This window comes from Frateuria sp. YIM B11624 (assembly GCF_049727805.1).
Classification (GTDB): domain Bacteria; phylum Pseudomonadota; class Gammaproteobacteria; order Xanthomonadales; family Rhodanobacteraceae; genus Frateuria_A.
This window is the reverse complement of sequence record NZ_JBCNYA010000022.1, coordinates 44,703-69,815: the sequence shown is the minus strand read 5'-3', so window position 1 is coordinate 69,815 and position 25,113 is coordinate 44,703. Positions and strand designations below refer to the sequence as shown.

Annotated in this window: 27 protein-coding genes and 1 pseudogene; 14 read left to right on the top strand and 14 right to left on the bottom strand. The window is 69.5% G+C overall.

Features of this window, described 5'->3' with window-relative positions; all coding sequences use genetic code 11:
- The first annotated feature begins 117 nt into the window (after positions 1-117).
- The 7 genes from AAIL17_RS12410 to AAIL17_RS12380 all read left to right on the top strand — a co-directional run bounded on the left by AAIL17_RS12410 (position 118) and on the right by AAIL17_RS12380 (position 6,037).
- Positions 118-672: a peroxiredoxin gene (locus AAIL17_RS12410; RefSeq protein WP_424683155.1), complete on the top strand. Its 555-nt coding sequence runs from the start codon at positions 118-120 to the stop codon at positions 670-672.
- Positions 673-727: 55 nt separating this feature from the next.
- Positions 728-1,570 carry a helix-turn-helix domain-containing protein gene (locus AAIL17_RS12405; protein ID WP_424683154.1) on the top strand — a complete coding sequence of 281 codons (843 nt, stop codon included), beginning with the start codon at positions 728-730 and terminating at the stop codon, positions 1,568-1,570.
- An 81-nt stretch (positions 1,571-1,651) separates the two neighbouring features.
- Positions 1,652-1,807 (top strand): hypothetical protein, encoded by a 156-nt coding sequence (locus AAIL17_RS12400; RefSeq protein WP_424683153.1) that lies wholly within the window; start codon positions 1,652-1,654, stop codon positions 1,805-1,807.
- Positions 1,808-1,901: 94 nt separating this feature from the next.
- Positions 1,902-2,669, top strand: coding sequence for an isocitrate lyase/PEP mutase family protein (locus AAIL17_RS12395; RefSeq protein WP_424683152.1), 768 nt, complete (start codon positions 1,902-1,904; stop codon positions 2,667-2,669).
- 353 nt (positions 2,670-3,022) lie between these two features.
- Positions 3,023-4,246, top strand: a complete 1,224-nt coding sequence (locus AAIL17_RS12390) for a sensor histidine kinase (protein ID WP_424683159.1) — start codon at positions 3,023-3,025, stop codon at positions 4,244-4,246.
- The gene (locus AAIL17_RS12385; protein ID WP_424683151.1) at positions 4,243-5,007 is read left to right on the top strand and encodes a LytR/AlgR family response regulator transcription factor; all 765 of its coding nucleotides are present in this window, start codon (positions 4,243-4,245) and stop codon (positions 5,005-5,007) included. The genes AAIL17_RS12390 and AAIL17_RS12385 overlap by 4 nt, the downstream gene beginning before the upstream one ends.
- Positions 5,008-5,323: 316 nt before the next feature.
- The gene (locus AAIL17_RS12380) at positions 5,324-6,037 is read left to right on the top strand and encodes a hypothetical protein (RefSeq protein WP_424683150.1); all 714 of its coding nucleotides are present in this window, start codon (positions 5,324-5,326) and stop codon (positions 6,035-6,037) included.
- Between the two features lie 50 nt (positions 6,038-6,087).
- Here AAIL17_RS12380 and AAIL17_RS12375 read toward each other — a convergent pair whose 3' ends face one another.
- Both AAIL17_RS12375 and AAIL17_RS12370 read right to left on the bottom strand, forming a co-directional pair.
- Positions 6,088-6,588: a YkgB family protein gene (locus AAIL17_RS12375; protein ID WP_424683149.1), complete on the bottom strand. Its 501-nt coding sequence runs from the start codon at positions 6,586-6,588 to the stop codon at positions 6,088-6,090.
- A 306-nt stretch (positions 6,589-6,894) separates the two neighbouring features.
- A pseudogene (locus AAIL17_RS12370) lies at positions 6,895-7,170 on the bottom strand (carboxymuconolactone decarboxylase family protein); the annotation flags it as partial.
- Positions 7,171-7,283: 113 nt separating this feature from the next.
- Here AAIL17_RS12370 and AAIL17_RS12365 point away from each other — a divergent pair.
- Positions 7,284-8,243 (top strand): AraC family transcriptional regulator, encoded by a 960-nt coding sequence (locus AAIL17_RS12365; RefSeq protein ID WP_424683148.1) that lies wholly within the window; start codon positions 7,284-7,286, stop codon positions 8,241-8,243.
- Between the two features lie 48 nt (positions 8,244-8,291).
- Here the strand turns inward: AAIL17_RS12365 and AAIL17_RS12360 are convergent, their stop codons facing one another.
- A complete protein-coding gene (locus AAIL17_RS12360; RefSeq protein WP_424683147.1) occupies positions 8,292-9,182 on the bottom strand; it encodes a LysR family transcriptional regulator in 891 nt (296 codons plus the stop codon).
- Between the two features lie 151 nt (positions 9,183-9,333).
- Between AAIL17_RS12360 and AAIL17_RS12355 the strand changes: the two genes are divergently transcribed.
- The 3 genes from AAIL17_RS12355 to AAIL17_RS12345 all read left to right on the top strand — a co-directional run bounded on the left by AAIL17_RS12355 (position 9,334) and on the right by AAIL17_RS12345 (position 11,847).
- Positions 9,334-10,140: an SDR family NAD(P)-dependent oxidoreductase gene (locus AAIL17_RS12355; protein ID WP_424683146.1), complete on the top strand. Its 807-nt coding sequence runs from the start codon at positions 9,334-9,336 to the stop codon at positions 10,138-10,140.
- Between the two features lie 359 nt (positions 10,141-10,499).
- On the top strand, positions 10,500-11,069 hold the full coding sequence (locus AAIL17_RS12350; protein ID WP_424683145.1) for a carboxymuconolactone decarboxylase family protein: 570 nt from the start codon (positions 10,500-10,502) through the stop codon (positions 11,067-11,069).
- Between the two features lie 100 nt (positions 11,070-11,169).
- Entirely contained in the window at positions 11,170-11,847 is a 678-nt protein-coding gene (locus tag AAIL17_RS12345; RefSeq protein WP_424683144.1) for a peroxiredoxin-like family protein, read from the top strand.
- Positions 11,848-11,914: 67 nt separating this feature from the next.
- On the opposite strand, the gene AAIL17_RS12340 is transcribed toward AAIL17_RS12345, so the two are convergent.
- The gene (locus AAIL17_RS12340) at positions 11,915-12,769 is read right to left on the bottom strand and encodes an alpha/beta fold hydrolase (RefSeq protein WP_424683158.1); all 855 of its coding nucleotides are present in this window, start codon (positions 12,767-12,769) and stop codon (positions 11,915-11,917) included.
- Positions 12,770-13,148: 379 nt separating this feature from the next.
- On the opposite strand from AAIL17_RS12340, the gene AAIL17_RS12335 reads away from it, so the two are divergent.
- Entirely contained in the window at positions 13,149-13,778 is a 630-nt protein-coding gene (locus AAIL17_RS12335; protein ID WP_424683143.1) for a CGNR zinc finger domain-containing protein, read from the top strand.
- A 162-nt stretch (positions 13,779-13,940) separates the two neighbouring features.
- Here AAIL17_RS12335 and AAIL17_RS12330 read toward each other — a convergent pair whose 3' ends face one another.
- The 6 genes from AAIL17_RS12330 to AAIL17_RS12305 form a co-directional block, all read right to left on the bottom strand.
- Positions 13,941-14,477, bottom strand: coding sequence for a carboxymuconolactone decarboxylase family protein (locus tag AAIL17_RS12330; protein WP_424683142.1), 537 nt, complete (start codon positions 14,475-14,477; stop codon positions 13,941-13,943).
- A 282-nt stretch (positions 14,478-14,759) separates the two neighbouring features.
- Positions 14,760-16,190 (bottom strand): FAD/NAD(P)-binding protein, encoded by a 1,431-nt coding sequence (locus tag AAIL17_RS12325; protein WP_424683141.1) that lies wholly within the window; start codon positions 16,188-16,190, stop codon positions 14,760-14,762.
- A 328-nt stretch (positions 16,191-16,518) separates the two neighbouring features.
- Entirely contained in the window at positions 16,519-16,992 is a 474-nt protein-coding gene (locus AAIL17_RS12320; protein WP_424683140.1) for a DoxX family protein, read from the bottom strand.
- 75 nt (positions 16,993-17,067) lie between these two features.
- Positions 17,068-17,712 (bottom strand): HD domain-containing protein, encoded by a 645-nt coding sequence (locus tag AAIL17_RS12315; protein ID WP_424683139.1) that lies wholly within the window; start codon positions 17,710-17,712, stop codon positions 17,068-17,070.
- 13 nt (positions 17,713-17,725) lie between these two features.
- Positions 17,726-18,187: a carboxymuconolactone decarboxylase family protein gene (locus AAIL17_RS12310; RefSeq protein WP_424683138.1), complete on the bottom strand. Its 462-nt coding sequence runs from the start codon at positions 18,185-18,187 to the stop codon at positions 17,726-17,728.
- Positions 18,188-18,195: 8 nt separating this feature from the next.
- Complete coding sequence (locus tag AAIL17_RS12305) at positions 18,196-18,606, bottom strand: cupin domain-containing protein (RefSeq protein WP_424683137.1); 411 nt, start codon at positions 18,604-18,606, stop codon at positions 18,196-18,198.
- A gap of 91 nt (positions 18,607-18,697) precedes the next feature.
- On the opposite strand from AAIL17_RS12305, the gene AAIL17_RS12300 reads away from it, so the two are divergent.
- Together AAIL17_RS12300 and bhcC are read left to right on the top strand one after the other, a co-directional pair.
- Positions 18,698-20,125, top strand: a complete 1,428-nt coding sequence (locus tag AAIL17_RS12300; RefSeq protein ID WP_424683136.1) for a PLP-dependent aminotransferase family protein — start codon at positions 18,698-18,700, stop codon at positions 20,123-20,125.
- An 88-nt stretch (positions 20,126-20,213) separates the two neighbouring features.
- The gene (gene bhcC / locus AAIL17_RS12295; protein WP_424683135.1) at positions 20,214-21,377 is read left to right on the top strand and encodes a 3-hydroxy-D-aspartate aldolase BhcC; all 1,164 of its coding nucleotides are present in this window, start codon (positions 20,214-20,216) and stop codon (positions 21,375-21,377) included.
- A gap of 25 nt (positions 21,378-21,402) precedes the next feature.
- Here bhcC and AAIL17_RS12290 read toward each other — a convergent pair whose 3' ends face one another.
- The 4 genes from AAIL17_RS12290 to AAIL17_RS12275 all read right to left on the bottom strand — a co-directional run bounded on the left by AAIL17_RS12290 (position 21,403) and on the right by AAIL17_RS12275 (position 25,101).
- Positions 21,403-22,200 carry a helix-turn-helix domain-containing protein gene (locus AAIL17_RS12290; RefSeq protein ID WP_424683134.1) on the bottom strand — a complete coding sequence of 266 codons (798 nt, stop codon included), beginning with the start codon at positions 22,198-22,200 and terminating at the stop codon, positions 21,403-21,405.
- 111 nt (positions 22,201-22,311) lie between these two features.
- A complete protein-coding gene (locus tag AAIL17_RS12285; protein WP_424683133.1) occupies positions 22,312-23,133 on the bottom strand; it encodes an alpha/beta fold hydrolase in 822 nt (273 codons plus the stop codon).
- A gap of 38 nt (positions 23,134-23,171) precedes the next feature.
- Positions 23,172-23,540: a nuclear transport factor 2 family protein gene (locus AAIL17_RS12280; RefSeq protein WP_424683132.1), complete on the bottom strand. Its 369-nt coding sequence runs from the start codon at positions 23,538-23,540 to the stop codon at positions 23,172-23,174.
- 97 nt (positions 23,541-23,637) lie between these two features.
- On the bottom strand, positions 23,638-25,101 hold the full coding sequence (locus tag AAIL17_RS12275; RefSeq protein WP_424683131.1) for a DHA2 family efflux MFS transporter permease subunit: 1,464 nt from the start codon (positions 25,099-25,101) through the stop codon (positions 23,638-23,640).
- Positions 25,102-25,113 lie beyond the last annotated feature (12 nt).

The following is a 25,113-nucleotide window of genomic DNA, read 5'->3' as shown; positions in this document are numbered from 1 at the left end:
CCGGGGGGTGGGCTTCAGCCCACCAGCCCTTTCTGCAAGCGGGCCGGTGGGCTGAAGCCCACCCTACGGGCCATCGTGGCGTATAACCGGTTTTCTCCACTCACCAAGGAACCACCCATGAAACCCTCGATCAAGCTTGCCGCGCTCGCTTTCGTCGGTATGGCGACCCTGGCCGCGCCGGCCTTTGCCGCCCTGAAGGAGGGCGCGCAGGCCCCCGACTTCACCGCGCCGGCCTACCTCGCCGGCAAGCCCTTCACCTTCAAGCTCGCCGACGCGCTGAAGCAGGGACCCGTCGTGGTCTACTTCTTCCCCGCCGCGCACACCGCCGGCTGCAACCTCGAAGCGCACCTGTTCTCCGTCGCCATCGACAAGTTCAAGGCGCTGCACGCCACCGTGATCGGCGTGACCGCCGGCAACACCGACCAACTGTCCGACTTCTCCAAGGAAACCGAACACTGCGGCGGCAAGTTCCCGGTCGCAGCCGATGCCGACGCGTCGATCGCGAAGGAATACGACGCGCTGCTGCCGATGCGTCCGGGCTGGTCGGACCGCACGTCCTACGTGATCGCGCCGTCGGGCAAGATCGTGCACGTCTATTCCAACCTCAAGCCGAACAAGCACGTCGAGGAAACGCTGGCGGCGGTGAAGGCGCTCGAAGCGAAAGCGCAGTAACGCCGCGAGCGGCCGGGCAGGGCGCAGGGACGCGCCTTTGTGCTGCAATGGCCGCATGTCCACCCCGCATCCGGATTTCCAGGTCTACACGCTGCTCGTCACGCCGCTGGTCGAGGTGCGCGACGTGGTGTGCGCGGGCACCTGCCGGCACAAGGGCGAAATCGAGCGTGCCGGCCGCACGCACCTGGTCTTTCCCTACCGCGGCACCTACGTGCGCCACGTCGGCCACGACGACGCGGTGGCGGACGCAAGCCAGGTGCTGTTCTTCAACGCCGGCGAGGACTACCAGGTCAGCCACCCGAACGCCGGCGGCGATGCCAGCCTGTCGATGGCGCTGGACCCGACCCTGCTGCGCGAGCTTGCGCCGCCCGCGCTGCTGGCCGACGGCGAGCCGCTGCGGTTCGGGCAGACCCGCCTGCGCATCGATCCACGCGCGCAGGTGCTGGTGGCGCTGCTGCGCCACTCGCTGCGCGAGGGCATCGCCGAACCGCTGGAAGGCGAGAGCCTCGCGCTGACGCTGGTGCACCGCGCGCTGGCGCCGCGCACCACGCACGCGGCCGGTTCCAGCCAGGGCCGCCAGCGGCTGGTCGACCGCGCCAAGCTGGTGCTGGCGCGTGACCTGGCGCGCCGCTGGACGCTGGCCGAGGTGGCGGCGGAAGTCGGCGTGTCGGCCGTCTACCTCACCCAGAGCTTCCGCCAGGTCGAAGGCGTGCCGCTGTACCGCTACCAGTTGCGGCTGCGGCTGGCCCGCGCGCTGGACTTGCTGCGCGACTACGACGACCTCGCCGCGCTGGGCGTGGAGCTGGGCTTCTCCAGCCACAGCCATTTCACCGCCGCGTTCCAGAAGATGTACGGCCGCACGCCGAGCGAGTTCCGGCAGATCGCGCTGCACCGCTAGTCGCTAAAGTTTTCGACAGCCGCCGCGTCCCGGAAAGCGTCTACTTCCTGCACCCCATTTCGGGGCTATCGGAGGAACGACATGAGCGAGAAGACCTGCGCCGCCTGCGACTGCGAACTGGACGGGAACGCCATCCAGGTGCGGATCGGCGGCAAGACCGTGGAAGTGTGCTGCGACGACTGCGCGGTGAAGCTGAAGGAGGCGCACGCCTCCGCGATGGCCTCGAACCGCGCCTGAGCCGCGCACTCGCCTACGAACGGCTGATGTCAGGGCGTGCGCAACGGGCCACGCCCGCTTCTATGTTTCATCCCTAAAAATGCTGGAGACCGCAGTGACCACGCAGAACGATAAGGCCAAGCAGTTCCAATCCCTCCACGTGCCCGGCCAGCCGCTGGTGCTGTTCAACGCCTGGGACGCCGGCAGCGCGCGCGCCGTCGCCGAGGCTGGCGCCAGGGCGATCGCCACGGGCAGTTGGTCGGTGGCCGCCGCCAACGGTTTCGCCGACGGCGAGAAGCTTCCGTTCGCGCTCGCGCTGGACAACCTGCGCCGGATCGTGGGCGCCGTCGCGCTGCCGGTGACGATCGACCTGGAGAGCGGCTACGGCGACGCACCCGAGGCCGTCGCCGCCACGGTCGCCGCCGCGCTCGAAGCAGGCGCGGTCGGCTGCAACCTGGAAGACAGCTTCCCCTCCGACGGCAGCCTGCGCGACCCGCGGGACCAGGCCGCGCGACTCGTCACTGCGCGTCGCACGGCGGACAAGGCCGGCGTGGCGATGTACCTCAATGCGCGCACCGACGTGTTCTTCCAGAAGCCCGCCGACGCGCACGACATGGCCATGGTGGACGACGCCCTGCAGCGCGCCCGCGCCTACGCCGACGCCGGCGCCAGCGGCCTGTTCGTGCCCGGCGTGGTCGCCGACCACCTGATCGCGCGGCTGGCCGAAGCCTCGCCGTTGCCGGTCAACATCATGGTCATGCCCGGGGTGCCGAACCGCGCACGCTTGGCCGAGCTTGGCGTGGTGCGCATCAGCCACGGCCCGGGTCCGTACCGCGGTGCCATGCAGTGGCTGACCGAGGCGGCCAGGGCGGCGATGGCCTGACCACATTCCCGACGGTGGGAGCGGGGCGTACGTAGGAAGTCCACCGCGATATGCCGCCGTGTCAGCCCGGCCGAACAAGGCCGGTCGGTCTCGTACCCCGGTTGCCCGGGCGGCATGCGATGCGACCGCAGCCGACGACCAGGCACTGATGAACCGGCGGTCCCCACGGTGGGTGCGAGCCACGCAAGGTATTGGCCCCCGAAATCCCCCGTCCCATCGCGCCCACCGGCCATTCGTCGCAAGGAAGGCGAACGGGACGATCCGGCTCGCTATGCTCCCGGCCATCGAAGGCATCGCCGGGGGCGGTCGTGATCAGGAGCTTGTTCTTCATCGTTCGCATCGTGCTGGCATGGATGCTGTTGTTCCTGCTGCTGTCGCTTCCCTTGATGGCGCCCGGTCACGGCAACAATCCCCTGCCGTTGTTCGTCGCCTTCGCGATCACGATGGCGTTCGTGATCACCGGCGCGTTCTCGCACCTACGGCGGGTGCGGCTGGTCGCCGGGCACGTCGACGGCGGCACGCTGGGCAACCGGCAGCGGCGCCAGGTGGAAGTTCCCTTCGACGCGGACGAGGCGTTCGACCTGCTCGACGCGGCGATCCGCGAGCTGCCGCGCAGCGAGGAAATCGAAAGCGCCCGCGACAGCCTGCAGATCCGCGCCAGGGTGAAACGTCCCGCGCTGTACGGCGGCAGCGCGGTCAGCAGCCTGCTGCGCCGGGCCAGCCCGGCCAACTGGTTCGGCAGCCTGCGCAACCAGATCTTCGCCACGGTGACGCCGGGCGACGGCACCAGCAGCGTCACGCTGATCTGCGAGCCGGAGAGCGGCGCCTGGAGCGACTGGTTCCGCGTCGACGACGGCACCAACCTGGAGAACGCCGAGGCGATCACCCGCGCGATCACCCGCCGCGTCGCCGAGCGCCGCCGCCGCGAGCAGATGGCGGCGGCGCAGACCGTCACCGAGAAAGAGCTCACGGTGGCCCGGCTGAACCTGCTCCACGCCCAGGTGGAACCGCATTTCCTCTACAACACGCTGGCCAGCGCCCAGTACCTCACGCGCAGCGAGCCGGCGCAGGCCGACCGCATGCTCGGTCATCTGATCCAGTACCTGCGCCACTCGCTGCCCAACGTCGAGGAACCCCTGTCCACGCTCGGCAACGAACTGGAGCGCACGCTCGCCTACCTCGAAATCCTGAAGATCCGCATGGGAGCCCGGCTGTCGCTGAAGGTGGAGGTCCCCGACGCGCTGCGCGCCATCGCCGTGCCGCCGATGATGCTGCAGACCCTGGTCGAGAATGCGATCAAGCACGGGCTGGAGCCCAAGCCCGGCGGCGGCACGATCTGGATCCTGGCCCGCCGCGACGCCGACGGCATCGCCATCACCGTGGCCGACGACGGGCAGGGCTTCAACAGCGCCGGCGGCGGCACCGGCATCGGCCTGAAGAACGTGCGCGAGCGCCTGCGCCTGATCTACGGTCCGCGCGCCTCGCTGGCGGTGGTGGCCAACGTGCCCGAAGGCGTCGCCGCCACGCTGACCGTGCCCGCCGCGGCCACGCCGCTGCCGGAAGGATCGGCGCCATGACCCGCGCCGTGATCGCCGAAGACGAAGCGCTGCTGCGCGAGGCACTGCGCAAGCTGCTGGCCCAGGCATGGCCGGAGCTGCAGGTCGTCGCCACCTGCGAGGACGGTGCCGGCGCGCTGCAGGCCATCGCCGACCACCACCCCGACGTCGCCTTCCTCGACATCCGCATGCCGGGGCTATCCGGCCTCGAAGTGGCCGCCGCCGCGATCGAGGCCAGTCCCGCCACGCAGGTGGTGTTCACCACCGCCTACGACCAGTACGCCATCGATGCCTTCGAACGCGGCGCGATCGACTACCTGCTCAAGCCGATTGCCCCGGAGCGCCTGGCCACCACCGTGCAACGGCTGAAGTCGCGAGCCGCCAGCGGCAACCTTCCGGGCGACCTGGCGCTGCTGCTGCGGGAGCTGGCGCAGCGCACCGGCACGGCGAGCGCGCCGCCGCTTACCTGGATCACCGCCGGCAGCGGCCGCGAGACGCGCCTGGTGATGGTCGACGACGTCGCCTATTTCCGCGCCGACAACAAGTACACCGTTGCCATGACCGCCGACGGCGAGGCGCTGCTGCGCAAGCCGATCCGCGAACTGCTCGACGTGCTCGACCCGGCCACGTTCAAGCAGATCCACCGTTCGACCATTGTAAACCTCAAGGCCATCGCGGCCATCGAACGTGACGACACCGGCAAGGGCACCGTGCGCCTGAAGGGGCGCCCGGAAACCCTCACCGTCAGCCAGCCGTTCATGGCGCTGTTCCGTCACATGTAGGCCGATGCACGGCGCATCGGCCATCCCCAAGGTTTGCGAGGTATCCGCCATGCCTGCGTGCCCCGGATGATCATCTAGCCCGCGCGTCCCGGCGTCGATCGGCCGGGCCGCACCCCTCGCGCGTGACCTGCGCGCGTTCGCCGGCGCGATCTGCCTGATCCGGGCAGTCGGGCAGGCCGCAAAAAACCACCCTCGAGTGCCTCTCTGCTGCCAGAGCGGGCCGGGCCGCTGCGTGCCGCTTTCGGCGCAAGGCGCGTGGCCGGAGGCGCAGGGCGAATCCGACTCGCGGGTGGTTCGGCTCGGAGGAGTGGAACCCATGCCATTTGCGCGTTCCCTCGCGGCCGTGGTGTCGCTTGGGCTGCTTTTCCATCCGCTGCCTGCCAGGAGTGCCGACCCCGCGGAAGGCGTCGTCGTCGCCCATGCCCAGGTGCGCGGCCAGGACGTGCCGGTGTACCGGATCGCCGAGTTGCAGGCGGCGGACACGCCGCAGGGCATGGACGGCTTCGCCATCCGCGTGGCCTACGCGCTTCAGGCATGGTCACGCCGGACCGGCGTCGAGGCCAGCGGCAACCTCTGCCGAACGCCCGACGGCGCCCGCTGGGGCACGGTGCTGGTGACGGTCCACGCCCACGCGGCCAGCCCGAGGACGAATGCCTGTCCGGCGGGCATGCAGGCGACCGGCGTGGACATCCACAGCCACCCGCAGCGGCAACGCTATGCCGTCAACGACACCGATCGGCTTTTCCTGGGGGAGGGGCTGAGATACCAGGACCAGGTCGCCACGCGGCCTGACACGTTCTCCCCGGCCGACTACGCGCACCCCGGCTACCTGGTCGGACGCCTCTGGCTGCATTACCAGGAACGACAGGACCAGGACCGGAGGGTGTGGAGCATGGGCAAGCCGCAACCGGCGTGGGAACCTCTGCTCCCTCGGGCTCGCCTGGTCCGGTCCGCTTGCCGGATTACTCCAGCGGCGCCAGCGGCAAACGGGCAGCGGAGCGGCTGTCGCGACACGGGCCAACCGCTCTGACACCAGGAATCCCCGGTCGTCAATGCGGGGCGCTGCCGCGGCCCAACCGTTCACGCGATGGCCGACGCCTGCCGTTCGCGCAGCCGCAGCACGTCCTGTCGCAGCAGATACACCGACACTGCCAGCAGCACCACGTCCTTCATCAGGAACGGCACGTTGCCCACCATCGCGGGGAAGCCGCCGGCCGACTCGGCCCAGCCGCCGGGCATGAACGGGATGATGGTGACGGTCATGACGAAGGTGACCACCGAGCCGGCCGCGCCCAGCACGCCGAGCCGCTTGCTCCAAAAGCCGCCCAGCAGCAGCGCACCGAACAGCCACTCGGCCACGCCCAGGAACCAGCTCGCGCCGCGGATGCCGAACGCCGGATACATCCATGCGATCAACGGCCCGTTGCTGATGAAGGGAATCAGCGTCTGCGCCTCGTAGTCCCACCACTTCTGGTAGCCGAAGAAAAAGAACATCACCACCATCGAGGCGCGCATCACGTGGTAGTCCAGGTCGTTCTTGAGCAGGCCGGTGCGGGCCAGCGCGTTCACCAGTGCGTTCATCGTCGTTTCCTTTAGGGTTGATCAAGCAGGGAAGGCGTCCGTCGCTCAGTCGACGGGCGGAAGGTCGATCTCGGTGTCGTTGATGCGGTTGAAGGTGTTGGTGAAGGTCGCCACAGCCACCGCCAGGCTGATCTCCACGAGCTGCGCGTCACTGAAGCCGGCGGCGCGGACCGCGACCACTTCGGCATCCTCCAGCGTGCCGCGCGATTGCACGAGCTGGCGCACGAAGCGCACCAGCGCGTCGCGCCGTGCATTGCCGGTGCGCAGGCCGTTGCGGATCCACCGCAGCGTCGGCGCATCCAGGCCGGTGAGCGCACCAAGCAGGCTGTGCGCCGTGATGCAGTAGTCGCAGCCGGCGGTCTCGCTGACCACCAGCTTCACCGTCTCCTGGTCCTGCCGGCTCAGCGATCCGGCGGCCAGCACGCCGTCGAGCTGCAGCATCGCCTTGAGCGCCGCGGGTCGCAGTTGGCCGATGGCCGCGAAACAGTTGGGCACGCGCCCCACGGCCTGCGTGATCCGGGCATACACCGCCGCGGCGGCGCCGGCGGAGGATTCGAGCGGGTGGATGGCGATGCGGGACATGGCGGGCTCCTTCGTCGGCTGGACGTGGAGTCACTGTACGGAGCCAATGTGAGCCTGTTAATGTCGCAAGCGCTCGCATTCATGCTCATTCGTCTCTCATCGGAGCCCGCACTATGCCCCCACCGATGGACTGGCTGAGCCGCCTGCTGGAGATGACGCCGGTGCGCGGCCGGCTCGATCTGCGCTGCTACTACGGCGCGCCGTGGCGCATCGACCAGGCGTCGGCCGAGCCCGGCGAGATCCCCTACCACGTCGTACTCGCCGGCTCGGCCGTGCTCGAAGATCCCGCCGGCGGCCCGCCGCAACACCTCGCCCCTGGCGACATCCTGCTCATCGCCCAGGGTGGCGCGCACACCCTGCACGACGGCAGCGGCGCCAGGCCGGTGCCCGCGCGTGAGCGCGCCGGCCTCAACCTCACCTTCAGCGAGAACGCCGGCAGCGGCGAGCGGCTGGACATGCTGTGCGGCCATTTCGTCCTCGCCGCCCCGCACGAACGCCTGCTGCGCGGCTACCTGCCCCCACGCCTGGTGGCGCGTGCGAGCGCAGGGCAGGGCGCACCCGGCGCCACGGCCGCGCAGGTCGCCAGCCTGGTCTCCCTGATGCGCACCGAATCGGCCGCCGAACACCTCGGCGGCCACGCCATGCTCAACACCCTCTCCGCCGCGCTGTTCACGCTCGCGCTGCGCCTGTCCAGCGAATCGGGCGACGCCCCCGCCGGCCTCCTCGCCCTCGCCGGAAACCCGCGCCTGGCCCCGGCCATCACCGCCATGTTCGAACGCCCTGCCCACCCCTGGACGCTGCCCGCGCTCGCTCGCCTGTGCAACGTCTCACGCGCCACCCTGGTACGCCTGTTCAACGACAGCCTCGGCCGCTCCGCCAGCGACCTGCTCACCGACATCCGCATGACGCTCGCGGCCAGCGAGCTGCGCAAGGCGAACCAGTCCACCGGCGCCGTGGCGGAAGCGGTGGGGTATCAGTCGGAGGCGGCGTTCCAGCGGGCGTTCAAGCAGCACATGGGAGTGACGCCGGCGCGGTGGAGGAGGCAGGCGGTGGGCGGTGGTGCGGGAATCTAGGTTGTCCGCAATTCGCCAGCAGCGGACGCGCAAGTGGGCGACTGCGAGCTAGGCCGGATTCGATAGCTGCGCCTCGATGAAGCCGGCAAAGGCTCTTGCCTTGGCACTGGCCTGCCGCCCCGTTGGGAATACGGCCCACAGGTCGACAGGGGGCAAGCTCCAGTCATCGAGGATGCTTTTCACTGCACCTGACGCAAGCTCGGGCGCAAACATCCACTCCGATGCAACGGCCAGTCCCAACCCGGCGAACACAGCTTCGCGCACGCCCTCGGCAGCCGTGACACGCACGCGCCCCTGCATCGCGACCGATGCCGTAGTGCCGTCGCGGTGGAACGACCACTCGGTGCCGCCGCCACGCTGCTCGTAGATCACCGCCTGGTGCCTGGCAAGATCGGCGGGCACGTGCGGCACGCCCATGCGTTCGAGGTAGGCGGGGCTGGCGAAGACGTGGCGGGGGCTTTGGCCGATCTTGCGGGCGATCAGGCTGGAGTCGGCGAGCTTGCCCATGCGCAGGGCGATGTCGATGCCTTCCTCGACCAGGTCGATGTTGCGGTCGTCGAGCACGAAGTCGACGTCGAGCTGGGGGTGTTGTTCCAGGAACAGCGGCAGGCGCGGCAGTACGTGCAGGCGCGAGAAGGTGACCGCGGCGCAGATGCGCAGGCGGCCGGTGAGGGTGGCGCCGGCGCCGCGGGCGGCGTGTTCGGCTTCCTCGGCTTCCTCGATGGCGCGCCGGGCGCGTTCGTAGAAGCTGCGGCCGGCTTCGGTGGGAGTGAGGCCGTGGGTGGAGCGCAGCAGCAGCCGCACGCCGAGGCGCTCTTCCAGTTGGGCCACGGTCTTGGAGACGGCCGGCTGGCCCACGCGCAGCAGCCGGGCGGCGCCGGAGAAGGAGCCGGCGTCGACGACGCGGACAAAGGCTTCCATCGCGGCCAGGCGGTCCATCGTTATTCCCCCTTGGAATGAAGCCTATGAGCGGCGCAAGGCTACCGCGGATGCGCGGGAGGGGCGATACAGGCATGGCCGCTACCAGCGCGCGCGGCCGTGGCGGCGCGCGGTGAGGTGGCGTTCCCTCCCCATCACGAGACACGACGACATGAAACTGGAAGGCAGCAAGGTGCTGGTCACCGGCGGTTCGAGCGGCATCGGCCTGGCGATCGCGAAGATCCTCGCGGCGAAGGGCGCGCACGTGCTGATCAGTGGCCGGCGGCGCGAGGTGGTCGAGGCGGCAGCGCAGCGGTTGCGCGCGGACGGCGGACGCGTGGATGCGGTGGCGGCCGACGTCACCACCGCCGACGGGCTGGCCGCCACGATGGCCGCGGTCGAGGGCACGCTCGGCGGGCTGGACGTGCTCGTCAACAACGCCGGCGGCGTGCGTGCCGGCCGGCTGGAGGCGACGAGCGAGCGCGAGATCCGCGCGATGATCGAGGTGAACCTGGTCGCGCCGATCCTCCTCACGCGCGCGGCGCTGCCACTGCTGCGCCGCAGTGGCCACGGCATGGTGGTGGATGTGTCCTCGGCGATCGCGCTGGTCGGTTTGCCGTTCTATGCCACCTACGCGGCGGCCAAGGCCGGCATCGCGCATTTCGGCGAGGCATTGCGGCGCGAGCTCAAGGGCGAGGGCGTGCATGTGTTGACGGCCTATCCGGGCGCGACCGATACGCCGATGATGGCCACCAACCACGCCGGTGCGGACGAGGGCTTCGGGCGCGAGGCGGCGGCGGACGTCGCGGCGGCGATCGTCCTGGGGATCGAGGACGAGGCGCTCCAGGTGGTGCGCACCAACGAGAAGCGGGCGCAGATGGTGGCGCTCAACCGCGCGGATCCGGCGGCGGTCGATGCGCGATTTGCCGAGCTCAAGCCGGTGCTGGAGGAGGCCGTGCGGGATCACGCTGCACTGTGATCTTGTTCGCTCCGCGCACTGCGGTGCGCCATGAAAGCGCCCGGCTCCGGCCGGGCGTTTTTTTTGCTGCGCCAAGGTCCCGCTTCAATTGCAGGAGCCCACTTCTGGGCGATGCTCTTATGGCCGCGCGTGCGTTGGAGCAAAGACCAACGCCCACAAGTGGGTTCCTACAGGAGCGAGGCAGAAGGCACGGATCGTCTTCAGCCGAGATGGGCTGGTCGCATTCCCGACCGGAATAGCCCTTAGTCGTCGGTCGCGTCTACTCGGGCTCCGGGTGCGCTCGTAGCTTGTGGTTCACGGGAGCACGAGGCGGACGCTTCGACTCCCGATCGATCACACGACACCCAAGGAGTCCGACCATGACCACGTTCACCACCTACACCCCCGACAACGCACCCGCTGCCTCCAGGGCCGGCCTCGACGGAGCCAAGGCCGCCTTCGGCTTCGTGCCGAACCTGCAGGCGACCATGGCCGAATCGCCGGAGCTGCTGGCCGGCTATTCCACGCTGTGGGGCCTGTTCGCCGAGACGTCGCTGACGCCGCACGAGCAGCAGGTGGTGATGCTCACCTCCAACTTCGAGAACGAGTGCCACTACTGCATGGCTGGCCACTCGGTGCTGGCGAAGATGCAGAAGATGGATCCGGGGGTGATCGCCGCACTGCGCAACGGCACGCCGCTGCCCGATGCGCGGCTGGAAGCGCTGCATCGCTACACCGGGCTGGTCGTGCGCCAGCGCGGCTGGGTGTCGGACGCGGACACCGACGCCTTCCTGGCCGCCGGCTTTACCCGCCGCAACGTGTTCGAAGTAATCCTCGGCGTGGCGACCAAGGTGATGAGCAACTACACCAACCACATCGCCCATACCCAGCTCGACGCCTTCATGCACGGCAGCGAGTGGACCAAGCCGGGCGCCGAACAGGCCGCCTGAGCCGTTGCCCGGCGCGCTGGCGGCCATGGCGTCGCTGGCGCGCAAACCGGGCCCTCCGTTTCCCGATCATTCCCTAGGTTTTCTCCGAGAGGACTTTCCCATGTCACTGCAAGCCAAACTGGATGCCTTCAAGGCCGATTTCGAAGCAGGCAAACCACCGTACAGCGTGCCGCACCCGGTCATCGAGGCGATGCATCGCGCCACCGCCGAACTGATCGCCTCCGGCGCTGCCGGGCGCGCGCTCAAGGCCGGCGACCGCGCGCCGTCGTTCGCGCTGAAAGACCCCGAGGGCCAGTTGGTGCAGTCGGCCGAGCTGCTCCGGCAGGGGCCGTTGATCGTCAGCTTCTACCGCGGCGTGTGGTGCCCGTACTGCAACATGGAGCTGCAGGCGCTCGAGGCGGTTCTGCCCGAGTTCGAGAAGCTCGGCGCGCGGCTGGTCGCGATCTCGCCGCAGGTCCCGGCGAACAGCCGCAAGTCGGTGCGCCAGAACCACCTGTCGTTCCTGATCCTGTCCGATACGAAGGGCGAGGTCGGGGCAGCCTTCGGCCTGCGCTTCGAACTGCCGGACTACCTGGTCGAGGTCTACAAGGGCCTGAAGAACGACCTGCCCGCGTTCAACGACGACCCGAGCTGGACGCTGCCGATGCCGGCTCGCTACGTGATCGGGCAGGACGGCACGATCCTCTATGCCGAAGTGAATCCGGACTACACCCGTCGACCCGAGGCGGAGGACATGCTGCCGGTACTGCGCCAGGCGGCGCAGAGTCGCGCGGCCTGAGTCGGCCCGCGGCTGGACTTCGTGCGTTCGCATCGAAGCAGCCGCGGGTCCGCACCTGGCCGGTCATTCAACGGGCGAAGAAGGTGAGGATGGCGTCCGCGATCTCGCCCGCGTGGGTCTCCAGCGCGAAATGCCCGGTGTCGAGGAAACTCACGCGTGCTTCGGGAATGTCGCGCTTGAACGCTTCGGCGCCCGGCGGAAGGAAGAACGGATCGTTCTTGCCCCAGATCGCCAGGAAGCGCGGCTGATGCTCGCGGAAATACGCCTGGAAGGCCGGATACAGGGCGACGTTGCTTTTGTAGTCGAGGAACAGGTCCAACTGCACGTCGTCCATGCCGGGGCGGGCAAGGTAGTAGTTGTCCAGCGCGATGCCATCGGGCGACACCAGCGATTCATCGGCGACGCCATGGGTGTATTGCCAGCGCGTCGTATCCGGGGCGAGAAGTTTGCGCAGCGCCTCGCGGTTGGCCTGCGAGGGGTCTTCCCAGTAAGCGCGGATGGGGTCCCAGCCCTCGCTCAGCCCCTCGACATAGGCGTTGCCGTTCTGCGAAACGATGCCGGTGATGCGCTCGGGATGCTTCGCGGCGAGGCGAAAGCCGGTCGGCGCGCCATAGTCGAACACATAGACAGCGAAGCGATCGAAACCCACCACTTCGGTAAAGCGGTCGATGACATCGGCGATATGGTCGAACGTGTACCCGAACTGGTCACGCGGCGGCATGTCGGACTGACCGAAACCGGGCAGATCGGGCGCGACGATGTGGAAATCGTTACTGAGCAGCGGGATCAGGTCGCGGAACATGTGGCCGGCGCTCGGGAAGCCATGGAGCAGCAGCAACTTGGGTTTCCCGGCCTCGCCTGCCTCGCGGTAGAAAACCTTCAGGCCATCGACGTTGGCATGGCGATATCGAACAGTGGACATGGCAGTTCTCCTTCGGTGTGGGAGGCGTGGGGCGGAGATCGCAGGTCTGCGTTGGATGACATGGGTCGCGCGGGACGCTGCCGGCGGCACGGGCCCACAGGCAGATCCGGCGGGCAGCCCCATCAGTAACCATTCCAATAGTCTTTGTCTGGACTGAGTCGGCGGCCCGGACTCGGTTCGAGGCGTTCGCGCAGGCGACATACAGCAGCGGCTGCGCTTCCTATCGCCGACGTAATTTCTACGGCTTGGACGCATTCACTGAGCACGCACCCGGCTTGAAATGGTCGTAACCGCTCAAATATGAGTTGAGAGGTTATGTTCGACAAAGTAACTTGTCAAGCGCATTTTTGATGGTTACTTTGGCGACAGGAGAATTCGCATGACACAAGCGGCACCCGCTTTTTTTCTGGCCGACTCGCTCGCGCTGGACTTCCTCAATTCCGTGGCGACGCCCGTGGATACCCCGATCGATTGGCTCGGCGACGGCGAGGGACTGATGGGCTGGCTTCGCCAGGCGCAACTCGTGCCTGAGGAGGTGCTCCTTGCGACGCGCGAGCGTGCGATTCCGGGGGAGATCGATCGTCTTGCCGGACAGGCCAGGGCACTGCGCGAGTGGTTTCGCGGCTTCGTGTGCAACCACATGGGGCGCCCGCTGCGCGAGGCCGACCTGGCCGAACTTGCACCGCTCAACGAGTTGTTGAAGCGCGACGAAAGCTTTGGCCGGATCGTCGCGGCGCCCTCGGGGCAATCTCCCGCGTTCGCACTCATCCGGATGCGCCATTGGAACTCGCCCGAGGCCCTGTTGCTGCCGATCGCCGAAGCGATCGCCCGGGTGGTTTGCGACGAAGACTTCTCTTACGTGAAGGCTTGCGAGGGACCCGCCTGCTCATTGCTCTTCGCCGATCACACCCGAGGCCACGCCCGTCGCTGGTGCAGCATGGCCCTTTGCGGCAATCGCGCAAAACAGGCGGCTCACCGGAACCGGCGAAAGGCGCCGCTCGGCGGGTGACCCGGATTGGCTGGGGAGCGGACGTGCTTCGCAACCTGCGCCCCGGTCCGTGATCCTTCCGGCGCGGAATGCCTCCCGCGCCCGTGTCGCGGAAGCGGGTTCGTCCTCATCCATCGCCGACGAAAAAAAGGCGCCACTGGAGTGGCGCCCTTGAGCGCCGCTTCACTGGACCGCCGGGAAATCCAGCTCGGTGTCGTTGATGCGGTTGAACGTGTTGGTGAAGACGACCAGCGCGATCGCCAGGCTGATGTCCACCAGTTGCGCGTCGGTGTAGCCGGCCGCCTTGATCGCGGCGAACTCCGATTGGGCGATGGTGCCGCTGGTCTCGACCAGGAGGCGCACGAAACGGGTCAGCGCATCGCGCTTCGCATCGCCCGTCGGCTGGCCGGCGCGGATCTGCTTGAGCGCTTCGGGCTTCAGGCCGGCCATCTTGCCGAGCATGCTGTGTGCGGCCACGCAGTAGTCGCAGCCGGATACTTCGCTGACCAGCAACTTGATGGTCTCCAGGTCCTGCCTGGCAAGGCTGCCGGAGGCCAGTACGGCTTCCGCCTGCAGGATCGCCTTCAGCGCAGCGGGGCCATACGCGCCGATCGCGGCGAAGGTGTTGGGCACGCTGCCGGCGACCTTGCGGACTTGGGCATAGACCTCGGCAGTGGCGCCGGTGGCGGACTGCACGGACGGGGTGGCGAGACGGGACATGACGGACTCCTCGTTGGGTGGTTGGAACGTGGGAGTCACTCTAGGTGTGCACGTCGAGTCGTTTAATGCTTTATTTAATCGATTGCATGCTCTATCGTCTCGTTTCGCGGTCGGTATCGCCGGGGAGAAGTCGCCCGGTCGTCGCCGCGTCAGACCTGGCGGGGCACCGTTCGATCGGCAGGCTGCTCTGCGCAATGCGGCCGGCCGCGTGCCCGTCCGCCTGCGCAGACGGCATGCGGGCGCAGCATCGGCGACGTCCGGGGTCGCGTCGGAGATGGCTGCCTACGGAATCGAAGCGAGGCTCGCGCGCGGCGCCGGTGCGACGGCACCACTGGTGCGCGCCTGCCCGTCGTCCGCCGTGGCCAGCCGCCGGGCGAGTTGCTGCGCGGCCACGCGGATCTCGGCCATCGCGCCGCATTCCCACAGGTTGCCGCGCAGCAGCGCGCCGATCGCGTACAGCCCCACCTGCAGTTCGCCGCGGGCGTTGAGCAGTTGCCCGTCGGGATGCGCGGCTACGCCCAGTTGCAGCGGATCGGGCATGGCCAGCCCGTCGCGCAGCAGGCGCGAGAGCAGCGCGTGCTCGGTGTAGGCGACTGCGGTATCCAGGCCGGTGGCCTGGATCACCAGGTCCGCCGGCAAGGTATCGGTCTGCTGCGTGGCCCGATGGCGCACGCTCACCCGCAAGGGTCCATGCCCATCGACCTCGAGCACGCGTGCCGCATGCACGCGCAGGCGGCCCTCCCCGCGCATCCGCCTGAGCGCCTCCGCCGAGGCGGGCGCGACGCGGTGGCGCGCCGCCTCCCACAGCCAGCGAAGCTGGCGCAGGAAGCGCCGGCGCTGCTTGGCGTCCAGGCGCCGCCACAGCCGTGCGTTGATCGGGCGCATGCCGTCGATGAGGCTGCGCCAGTCGGCCTGCGGCGCAGCCTCGATCGCGTCGCGCACCTGCCGCAGCATCGCGTGCAGGCCGTCGCTCGCGAGCAGGGCCGTATTCAATGCCGATTGCCGGGGGTGCGGCGGCAGCGGCAGCGTGGCGTGCTCGAAGGGAAACTGCCCATGGCGCGACAGCGCGACCAGCTCGGCCTCCGGCCAGCGGTCGGCCGCGGAGAGCAGCGTGTCGACGGCGGTGAGGCCGGTGCCGATCACCAGCACGCGGCGGGGCGCCGGCTCGCGGCTGGCGATGCGCCAGGGATCGAGCACGTAGGCGCCGCTCTGCAGCGCCTCGCGCGAGACCGCCTTCAGCGGCCGCGGCGACAGCGCGCCCAGCGCCAGCACCACCGCGTCGGCCTTGATCAGCAGGCCGTTCGCCAGGCGCACCGCATAGCCGCCGTCGCACAGCGGCTCCAGTTGGACGGCGTCGTCGCCGTGGATCTGGAAGCGGCGGCCCTGCTGCAGGGCCTGGTCGGCGCAGGCACGCACCTGCGCCTCGACGAAATCGCCGAACAGGCCGCGCGGCAGGAAGTCGTCGGCACCCACGCCGTCCATGCGCTGCGTGGCGAACTGCAGGAACTCGCCGTCGCTGCCCGCGAACAGGCCCATCGCATGGGCGCGCACATTGAGCAGGTGGCGGTCGCTGCCACCGGCGTAAGCCACGCCGCGGCCGGCCACGGTGCGGTCGCCGGTGATCCAGTGCACCTGCGCGTCGCCGCGGCGCAGCAGCTCGCCGAAGAGCGAGGCGCCCGCGGCGCCGCCGCCAATGATCGCGATGTCAGCCATACGTTCTCCTGTCGCGGACGACGTTCCATCGCCCTGCCGCCTGGCAGGCCGATGAAGAGGTGGGGTCGAGGGAATGCGGCGCGGCCTGGCGGTCAGGCGCGGCGGGCGGTGCGCTCCGTGGATGCCGTGCGATGCGTCGTTTGCATGGGGCTCACCTGCGGCCGGTTCGTTGGGTGCCACTCGAACACAGCATCCGTTAAGGAACGGCTAGGCGGCCGCAAGGATCGGGTTCGCCGTGGCGAACACGAATCGTAGACAGAAGGCCGGGCCGGCGCCATCGCCGGTCCCGTGCTTCTGCGGGCTGGACTTCAGCGCATGGCGTGCAATGTCACCGCCGCCGCCACAGCCGATCGACCGCCCACGGGCCGCTTCCGCCCAGCACCAGCGCGACGAGCCCGGCGAGGTAGAGCAGGTCGGTCTCGTACCCCGGCTGCCCGAAGTGCGCGCCGGCGGCGGTCACCGCCTGCAGCTTGATCGAGCTGAAGCCGTAGGGCAGGTGGACGGTGAAGATCGCGACCAGCAGCACGATCGCCATCGGGATGCTGGCCAGCGGAATGAACGCGCCGAGCAGCACCGCCAGCCCGCCGAAGAGCTCGACCAGGATCGTCGCCCACGCCAGCAAGCCGGGGGCGGGCATGCCGAGCGCATGCAGGATGCCGGTGAACGACTCCGGTCCGCGGGCGAGCTTGGCATAGCCGTGCTCCATGAAGCCGAAGCCGACGATCAGGCGCAGGGGAATCGCATACCAGTGGTAGCGGAGGGAAGGCAGCAGGTGCCGGCAGCGGTCGATGAGGGTGTCCATGCCGGGGCTTTCGCTCGCAGCCCTGCTCCGGTTACAGGCGTCGTCGATCCGCCGGCGCGGCCAGCCGCCCGCGCATCAATGCGCCCAGGGCGAATGCAGGATGATGCTGCACAGGTCCACGCGCCGGAAGGCAGGATTCCTGAAGGCGATGAAGTCGTCGTTGAAGGTGCCGAAGGTGCTGTCCGGGCGGTGCTTCAGGCCCTCGTAGAAGGCGTCGATGATGGCGTGCTTGAAATCCTGCGCACGCGGCCAGGCGGACGTCACCGCCTCGCGCTCCTCGTCGGTGAACTGGTCGTACGCGCGGCCGGCCACGTCCATGCCGGTGGCGACGTGGAGCAGCGCGGCCTCCGGGTGCATGAACTGCGGAATGCCGGGCGTCGTGTGGAACGCGATCGCGCTCCACACCTTCTCGATGTCGCGTTCGGCGATGCCATGGCCGCGCAGGAAGTCGCGCGCCGCATTGGCGCCGTCGACCTCGAAGCGCAGCGTGCTTTCGCGGAAGCGCACGGCGAGGCCGAGGTCGTGGAACATCGAGCCCACGTAGAGCAGCTCCGGATCGAAGGCCAGCTTGCGTCGCCTGCCGGCCAGCGCGCCCCAGGCATAGACGCGCATGGAGTGCAGGAACAGCAGTTCGCTCTCGCTGTCGCGGACCAGCTCGGTCGCTTCGCGGGCGATCGCGCTGTCGGGAACGGGGATGCCGAGGATGTCTCCGGTCGACATGGGATCCTCCGGGTCAGCCTTGCGCGCGGCGGACGGCTTCGGGCGTGTTGCGGAAGCTGATCGCCAGCCGGTTGTAGGTGTTCATCACGCCGATGGCGAACGTCAGGTCGACCAGTTCCTTCTCGCTGAAGATCGCCGAGGCGGCCTGGAAATCGGCGTCGGGCACGCCGGTCTGCGCGACCTGCGTCACCGACTCGGCCCACGCGAGCGCGGCTTTCTCGCGCTCGCTGAAGAGCGGGCCGGCCTCGCGCCAGGCCTGCACGAGCGCGAGCTTGTCGACTGCCACGCCCTTCTTCAGCAGGTCACGGGTGTGCATGTCCAGGCAGTAGGCGCAGCCGTTGATCTGGCTCACGCGCAGGTAGACCAGGTCCACCAGCACGGGGTCGAGACCGGACTGCGTCACGTAGCCGTAGACCGTGCCGAGCGCCTTGGCGCCGGCCGGCGCAACCTGGTTGTAGTCGATGCGTTGGGACATGGCGGTACCTATTCGTCGGGGGTGGTGAGCGGCTGGTCGCCGGTGTCGACGACGAACACGGCCAGCAGCCGGGCCGGCATGGTCCTGCTCGCATTGCGGCTGATCCGGTGGTGGGCGCCGGGCAGTTCGTAGAAGGACTCGCCCGCCCGGTAGACCCGCGCCGGTCCATCGTCGACCTGGCTCTGGATCTCGCCCGAAAGCACGTAGGCGTAGATGAAGGCCGAGCGGGCATGGTGGTGCGGAGCGGAGGCGCCGCCCGGCGGATAGTCCACCTCCACCGCGACCAGCGACTTGCCCGGGACGTTGGGGAGCGCGTGCGAGAAGTTCGGTCTGACGGTGCCGTCCGGGGCGTGCGCGCAGGCGCTCCCGGCGAATACGGCGCTGGCCAGCAGGGCGGCGAAGAAACGGTTGATCGACATGGCGGGCTCCTTTCGGGAAGGCCGCGATCTTGCGCCCGGCAAGGTGCACTCGAAAGAACCAGAAGTCGATTTTTTTTCTGTACCATGAAGCATGGCATCCGCGCTGCACATCCGCATCGACCGCGCCGCCGGGACCACGCTGGCGGAACAGATCCGCCTCGGCGTGCTGGCGGCCATCGGCAGCGGCGCGCTCGCGCCCGGTGCGAAGCTGCCCTCGTGGCAGGCGCTGGCCGCGCAACTGGGTGTCGCGCGGGGCACGGTCAAGTCCGCCTACGAGCGGCTGGCGGACGAGCAGGTCATCGTCTCGTCGCGGCCGGGCGGCACGCGGGTGGCCGATCACCCGGCGAGCGGACGGGTCGCTGCCGGCGGCGAAGAGGACGCACCGCCCGAGCTTTACCGGCACCTGTTCGTCGGTCCCGCCGTTTTCCAGATGGGCGTGCCCGCCTCGGACTGCTTCCCGGCCACCCTGCTGGCGCGCCTGCGCGCGCATGCCGCGCGGGCGGAAGTGGCCACGCCCGCCGTGTATCCGGACCCGCGCGGCGAGCTCGCCTTGCGGCGCGAGATCGCCGCGCACCTGGCGCTCGCGCGGGGGATCGAATGCCGGCCCTCCCAGGTCTTTGTCACGGCGGGCTTCACCGGTGCCTTGGAGATCACGCTGCGGGTGCTGCGCGCGGAAGGCCGCCGGGCGTGGATGGAGGACCCCGGCTTTTTCCAGAGCCGCCGGGCGCTCGCATTCGCCGGGCTCGTGCCGGTGCCGGTGCCGGTCGATGACGACGGCCTGGATGTCGCCGCCGGCATCGAGCGGGCGCCCGACGCGGCGCTGGCGCTGGTCACGCCCGGGCAGCAGGCGCCGCTCGGCGCGACGCTGTCGCTCGGGCGGCGAATCGAGCTGATCGCCTGGGCCGCGCGTAGCGGCGCCTGGATCATCGAGGACGACTATCTCGGCGAGCTTCAGCTCCGGCGTCGCGCCGCGCCCGCGCTGGCCTCTCTGGACCGCAGTGGACGGGTCATCCACATCGGCTCGTTCAGCAAGACCATCAGCCCGGCGCTGAGGCTCGGTTTCATCGTCGCGCCCACGCAACTGGTGGAGCGGTTCAACGAGGCGGTGATGTGCCTCGGCTCGGCACCCGGCCCGGCCGTGCAGCACGCCATCGCCCGGTTCATGCACGAGGGCCACTACATGCGCCACCTGCGGCGCATGAAGCGCGTCTACTTGGCCAGGGGCGAGGCGCTGCAGGCCGCGCTGGAGCGCAAGGGCTACCGCGTGCGGATCGGTGGCCTGGCGGCGCTGGTGCAGTTGCCCGACGCGGTGCCGGATGTCGCCGTGGCGCGCGAGGCCCGTGCCTGGGGACTCGCGCCGGAACCGCTGTCACCCTGGTACCAGTCCGGTGGCGCGTGCCGTTCCGGCCTGCTGCTGGGCATCGCCACCGCGGACGAGGCGAAGCTTGCCTCGGCATGCGAGCGGCTGCACGAGCTGGTCGACAGGTTTTCCCCGGACGGGGGCACCGGCGCCGGATGATCGACCGCCGCGCCGTTGCCAGCGGAGCAGGCTTGCGTCCAGTATCGCGGTCCAGCTTGTGCCAGCAGTTCCTTCATCGGAGGTTTGCGTGAACGCAACGACGGAGTTGACCGGTTGCGAGGTCGGCTACGACATCCCAGCCGTGCCGGGCATGGACGAGGCCGACATCCAGACGCCGTGCCTGATGCTCGATCTGGATGCGCTGGAGCGCAACATCCGCAAGATGGGCGAGTACGCGCGTGCGCACGGCATGCGTCATCGCAGCCACGGCAAGATGCACAAGTCGGTCGACGTGCAGAAGCTGCAGGAAAGCCTGGGTGGCGCGGTCGGCGTGTGCTGCCAGAAGGTGTCCGAAGCGGAGGTGTTCGCGCGCGGCGGCATTGCCGACATTCTGGTCTCCAACCAGGTGCGCGACCCGCTGAAGATCGACCGCCTCGCGCGCCTGCCGCGATCCGGGTCGCGGATCACCGTCTGCGTCGACGACCTGGCGAACGTGGCCGAGCTTTCCGTCGCGGCGCAAAGGCACGGCACCACGCTGGACTGCCTGGTCGAGATCGACTGCGGCGCACGCCGCTGCGGTGTCGCCACGCCGGAGGAAGCGGTCGCGATCGCCAGGGCCATCGAAGCCGCGCCGTCGCTCGCGTTCGCCGGCATCCAGGCGTACCAGGGCGCCATGCAGCACCTGGAAAGCTACGCCGACCGCAAGTCCCGGCTCGACGACGCCATCGCCTTGGCGAAGGCCACCGTCGAAGCGTTGCGGGCGGCCGGACTGGCGCCCGCGATCGTTTCCGGCGGGGGCACCGGCTCCTATCCGTTCGAGTCCGGGTCGGGTGTCTACAACGAACTGCAGTGCGGCAGCTACGCCTTCATGGACGCGGACTACGGGCGCATCCGGGACCGGGATGGCCACCGCATCGACCAGGGCGAGTGGGAAAACGCGCTGTTCGTGCTGACCTCGGTGATGAGCCGCGCCCGGCCCGGCCAGGCGGTCTGCGACGCGGGGCTCAAGGTGCTGTCGCTCGACAGCGGCCTTCCGGTCGTGCACGGCCGCGATGACGTCAGCTACGTCAACGCCTCGGACGAACATGGCGTGATCGAGGACCGGCACGGCGTCCTGCGCATCAACGAGAAGCTGAAGCTCGTCCCTGGGCATTGCGATCCCACCTGCAACCTGCACGACTGGTACGTCGGCGTGCGCAACGGCAAGGTCGAGGCGGTGTGGCCGGTGTCGGCGCGCGGCAAGAGCTACTGACGCGGGCCGTCGACGAAGCCGGCGGTCAGCCGGCCATCACCCGCAACCGTTCGGCGGTGCGCGCATCGGCCGGCACGAACGCCTCCAGCGCGAGTTCGGCCAGCGTGATGTCCACCGGCGTGCCGAACACGGTGGTGGTGCTGAGCATGGAGAGCACCTGGCCGTCGAGCTCCAGTTGCAGCGGCACGGCGATGGCCGAAGCGATGTCCGCCTCGGCGGTACCTTCCGGCATCGGCAACGCCTGCAGTTCGCGCAGCAGCGCGATGAGCTGCGCATCGTGGCTGGCGTCGATCTGCTGGCGCAGGCGGTGCAGCAGGTGGGCGCGCCACTGGCCGAGGTTGCGGATGCGCCGGGCCAGCCCGGCCGGGTGCAGGCTCAGGCGCAGCACGTTGACCGGCGGTGCGAGCAGCTCGGGCGCGACGCCGCCGAGCAGGCGCAGCGTCGCCTGGTTGCTGGCGACCAGTTGCCAGTGGCGGTCGACGGCGAGCGCGGGGTAGGGCTCCAGGCCCTTGAGCAGCAGGTCGATGGTGGCGCGCGCGGTGGCGAGCGCGGGGTCGTCCAGCGCGCGTTCGCGAAAGGCGGGCGCGAAGCCGGCCGCGATCAGCAATGCGTTGCGCTCGCGCAGCGGCACGCCCAGGTACTCGGCCAGGTGCAGGATCATCTCGCGGCTCGGTTGCGACCGGCCCGATTCGACGAAGCTCAGGTGGCGCGTGGAGATCTCCGCGCCGGTGGCCAGGTCGAGCTGGCTGAGTCGACGGTGGCGGCGCCATTCGCGCAGGAGGTCGCCGATCGGGCGCTGGACGTCGATGGGTTGGGCGTTCATGGGGGCGATGATGCCAAAGGCTCGCGAGCCTGGGCGGACGGGTGGGTTCCCTTTCACGAGCGTGGCCGGAGTCGAGGGGCTGCCGGGATCGTGCCTCTCGACTTCCCGTCGCTACGCGGCGACCGGCTCGCACACGAACGCATGGATGTCCGCCACCACCCGGTCGAAGTGCGTGTGGTACAGCCCGTGCGGCGCGCCGTCGTACTCGACGTAGCGGCTGTGCGGTACCAGCGTGGCGATCGCGCGGCCCTGCTGCACCGGCTCGCTGACGTCGCGGTTGCCGTGGATCACCAGCAACGGCACGTCGAGTGCCGCCAGTTCCGCGCGCTGGTCCGCGCGCTTGGCGCGGAAGCATTCCACCAAGGCCTGCAGCGAGGCGCTGCGGATGATGTCGATGGTGTGCTGCACGTATTCCGGCGTGGTGCCCGTTTCGGCGGGCAGGAAGAAGCCCTCGGCGTTGTCGGCCAGCCAGCGCGGCAGATCGTGGCGGATCGCGGCGAGCACCGCGTCGGTGGTCGGCTCGTCCATGCTCCAGGGGCCGCGGCTGCCCTCGGCATAGCTGGGCGCGATGGGCGCCAGGAAGACTACGCGCGCCACGCGTGCGCTGCCGTGGCGGGCGAGATGGCGCGTGCATTCGCCGCTGGCCATCGAGTGCGTGACGATGGTCACGCCGTGCAGGTCGAGATGGCCGAGCAGTTCGGCGACGTCGTCGGCGAGGCGGTCGAGCCGGTAGCCGCGGCCGGGATCGTCCGAGCGGCCGTGCCCGCGCCGGTCCAACGCGATACAGCGGTAGCCGAGCGCGTTGAAGTGCAGCATGTGCCTGTCCCAGGCGCGCGAGTCCAGCGCCCAGGAGGCGAGGAAGACGATGGGCTGGCCGCGGCCCCAGTCGCGATAGAACAGTTCCGTGCCGTCGGTGGTGGTGAAGTGACTCATGGTGGGCTCCGAATCGGTGGCTGTTTTCGCGCGATGGCTCAGGCGGCCATCGGCACCTTGTCGAGGAAGCCGTGCACGCGGCGGATGCGGCCCTCGTCCAGTTCGGCCACGTCGAAGCCGACGACCAGCGGTTCGGCTGCGCCGGGCGCGCTCAGGTGCCACTGGAAGCGGGCGATGTCGTGGTGCGCATCGACGTCCCCCGCAAGGGCGAAGCGGTGGCCGGGAAACATCGCCTGCACCGCGGCGATGGTCGCGTCGATGCCTTCCCAGCCCCGGGTCTGCACCATCGGATCGGTGTAGACGGCATGCTCGGCATAGACGTCCTCGATCAGCGCGCGACGGCGCAGCGGATCGGCTTCGTTCCAGGCGCGGATGTAGTTGTCGATGAGCGGGCGGGTGGCAGTCATGGCGTGTGCTCCGTGGGTTGGGTACGGAGCAGAGCTTGCGCGCGCACCCGCCGCGCGGCGATTACCTGGGAGGTAATGACATGGACGCCGGCCCCGTTCAGTGCGCCGCGGGCTGGGCTTGCGCGGAAGGCGAGGCGACGCGGGGCCGCAGGCACAGGCCGCCGAGTGCCGCCGCAAGCAGGGCAAAGCCGGTGCCCAGCAGGAAGGCGACGCGGTAGCCGCCGTTGAGCGCCACGGCGTTGGCGAGCCCGGCATCCAGCAGCGTGCCGGTACGCGCCGCGGCAAGGCTGGCCAGCACGGCCAGGCCCAGCGCTCCGCCCATCATGAAGGCGGTATTGACCACGCCCGAGGCCAGCCCCGAATCGCGCGGCTCGACGTCGTTCATGGCGGCCAGCAGCACCGGGTTGAAGGCGATGCCCGCGCCCAGGCCGAGCAGCAGCATGCCCGGCAGCACGTCGACGAGGAAGCGACCGTCGGCCGGCGCACGTGCGAACAGGGCCAGGCCGATAGCGGCCACCACTAAGCCGCCGGCCAGCGGGCTGCGGATGCCGAAGCGCATCACGATGCGCGCCGACAGTCCCAGCGAGCACGCCGCCATCACCAGGTTGGCGGGCAGGAAGGCCAGGCCCACCTGCATGGGGCCGTAGCCGAGCACCAGTTGCAGGTACAGCGCGGAGAGGAAGAACCAGGCGAACATCGCGCCTGCCCACAGCACGCCCACCACGTTGGCGATCGCCAGGTTGCGCAGGCGGAACAGCTTGAGCGGCACCAGCGGCGCCCGCACCCGTGCCTCGATGGCGAGGAACAGCGCGAACAGCACGGCAGCGCCGGCAAGCATGCCGAGCGTGGCGGCGGACGCCCAGCCGGCCTCGTTGCCTCCCACGATGGCGTACACCGCCAGGATCAGCGCCGCGGTGACGGTGATCGCACCGCCCACGTCCAGGTGCCGCATGTCGCTGCTGCCGTGCACCGCCGGCAACAGCCGCAGCGAGGCGATGAACACCGCCAGGCCGATCGGCAGGTTGACCAGGAACACCCAGTGCCAGCTCAGCGTGCTGACCAGCAGGCCGCCGAGCAGCACGCCCACGCTGCCGCCGCCGGCGCAGACGAAACCGTACACGCCCATCGCCTTGGCGCGCTCGGCCGGTTCGGTGAACAGGTCCATGATCAGCGACAGCGCCACCGCGGTGACCACCGCGCCGCCCAGCCCCTGGATGCCGCGCGCGATCACCAGCCATTCGCGCGAGTGCGCCATGCCGCAGGCGAGCGAGGCGACGGTGAATAGCACCAGCCCGAGCAGGAACAGCTTGCGGTGGCCGAACAGGTCGCCCAGCCGCCCGCCCAGCAGCAGGAAGCCGCCGTAGGTGAGTATGTAGGCGTTCACCACCCAGGCCAGCGTGGCCTCGGAAAAGCCAAGGTCGCTGCGGATCGAGGGCAGCGCCACGTTCACGATGGTGGTGTCCAGCACGATCATCAGCACGCCCAGGCAGAGCACGGTGAGCGCGAGCCAGCGGCCGTCGCGCGGCGATGCGGTGGAACTGGTAATGGCGGGAATGTTCAAGCAGGACTCCTC

Excerpts from the sequence above, each read along its gene's own strand:
- AAIL17_RS12410 (WP_424683155.1), top strand. The coding sequence starts at position 118 with ATGAAACCCTCGATCAAGCTTGCCGCGCTCGCTTTCGTCGGTATGGCG.
- AAIL17_RS12405 (WP_424683154.1), top strand. The coding sequence starts at position 728 with ATGTCCACCCCGCATCCGGATTTCCAGGTCTACACGCTGCTCGTCACG.
- AAIL17_RS12400 (WP_424683153.1), top strand. The coding sequence starts at position 1,652 with ATGAGCGAGAAGACCTGCGCCGCCTGCGACTGCGAACTGGACGGGAAC.
- AAIL17_RS12390 (WP_424683159.1), top strand. The coding sequence starts at position 3,023 with ATGCTGTTGTTCCTGCTGCTGTCGCTTCCCTTGATGGCGCCCGGTCAC.
- AAIL17_RS12385 (WP_424683151.1), top strand. The coding sequence starts at position 4,243 with ATGACCCGCGCCGTGATCGCCGAAGACGAAGCGCTGCTGCGCGAGGCA.
- AAIL17_RS12380 (WP_424683150.1), top strand. The coding sequence starts at position 5,324 with ATGCCATTTGCGCGTTCCCTCGCGGCCGTGGTGTCGCTTGGGCTGCTT.
- AAIL17_RS12375 (WP_424683149.1), bottom strand. The coding sequence starts at position 6,588 with ATGAACGCACTGGTGAACGCGCTGGCCCGCACCGGCCTGCTCAAGAAC.
- AAIL17_RS12365 (WP_424683148.1), top strand. The coding sequence starts at position 7,284 with ATGCCCCCACCGATGGACTGGCTGAGCCGCCTGCTGGAGATGACGCCG.
- AAIL17_RS12360 (WP_424683147.1), bottom strand. The coding sequence starts at position 9,182 with ATGGACCGCCTGGCCGCGATGGAAGCCTTTGTCCGCGTCGTCGACGCC.
- AAIL17_RS12355 (WP_424683146.1), top strand. The coding sequence starts at position 9,334 with ATGAAACTGGAAGGCAGCAAGGTGCTGGTCACCGGCGGTTCGAGCGGC.
- AAIL17_RS12350 (WP_424683145.1), top strand. The coding sequence starts at position 10,500 with ATGACCACGTTCACCACCTACACCCCCGACAACGCACCCGCTGCCTCC.
- AAIL17_RS12345 (WP_424683144.1), top strand. The coding sequence starts at position 11,170 with ATGTCACTGCAAGCCAAACTGGATGCCTTCAAGGCCGATTTCGAAGCA.
- AAIL17_RS12340 (WP_424683158.1), bottom strand. The coding sequence starts at position 12,769 with ATGTCCACTGTTCGATATCGCCATGCCAACGTCGATGGCCTGAAGGTT.
- AAIL17_RS12335 (WP_424683143.1), top strand. The coding sequence starts at position 13,149 with ATGACACAAGCGGCACCCGCTTTTTTTCTGGCCGACTCGCTCGCGCTG.
- AAIL17_RS12330 (WP_424683142.1), bottom strand. The coding sequence starts at position 14,477 with ATGTCCCGTCTCGCCACCCCGTCCGTGCAGTCCGCCACCGGCGCCACT.
- AAIL17_RS12325 (WP_424683141.1), bottom strand. The coding sequence starts at position 16,190 with ATGGCTGACATCGCGATCATTGGCGGCGGCGCCGCGGGCGCCTCGCTC.
- AAIL17_RS12320 (WP_424683140.1), bottom strand. The coding sequence starts at position 16,992 with ATGGACACCCTCATCGACCGCTGCCGGCACCTGCTGCCTTCCCTCCGC.
- AAIL17_RS12315 (WP_424683139.1), bottom strand. The coding sequence starts at position 17,712 with ATGTCGACCGGAGACATCCTCGGCATCCCCGTTCCCGACAGCGCGATC.
- AAIL17_RS12310 (WP_424683138.1), bottom strand. The coding sequence starts at position 18,187 with ATGTCCCAACGCATCGACTACAACCAGGTTGCGCCGGCCGGCGCCAAG.
- AAIL17_RS12305 (WP_424683137.1), bottom strand. The coding sequence starts at position 18,606 with ATGTCGATCAACCGTTTCTTCGCCGCCCTGCTGGCCAGCGCCGTATTC.
- AAIL17_RS12300 (WP_424683136.1), top strand. The coding sequence starts at position 18,698 with ATGGCATCCGCGCTGCACATCCGCATCGACCGCGCCGCCGGGACCACG.
- AAIL17_RS12290 (WP_424683134.1), bottom strand. The coding sequence starts at position 22,200 with ATGAACGCCCAACCCATCGACGTCCAGCGCCCGATCGGCGACCTCCTG.
- AAIL17_RS12285 (WP_424683133.1), bottom strand. The coding sequence starts at position 23,133 with ATGAGTCACTTCACCACCACCGACGGCACGGAACTGTTCTATCGCGAC.
- AAIL17_RS12280 (WP_424683132.1), bottom strand. The coding sequence starts at position 23,540 with ATGACTGCCACCCGCCCGCTCATCGACAACTACATCCGCGCCTGGAAC.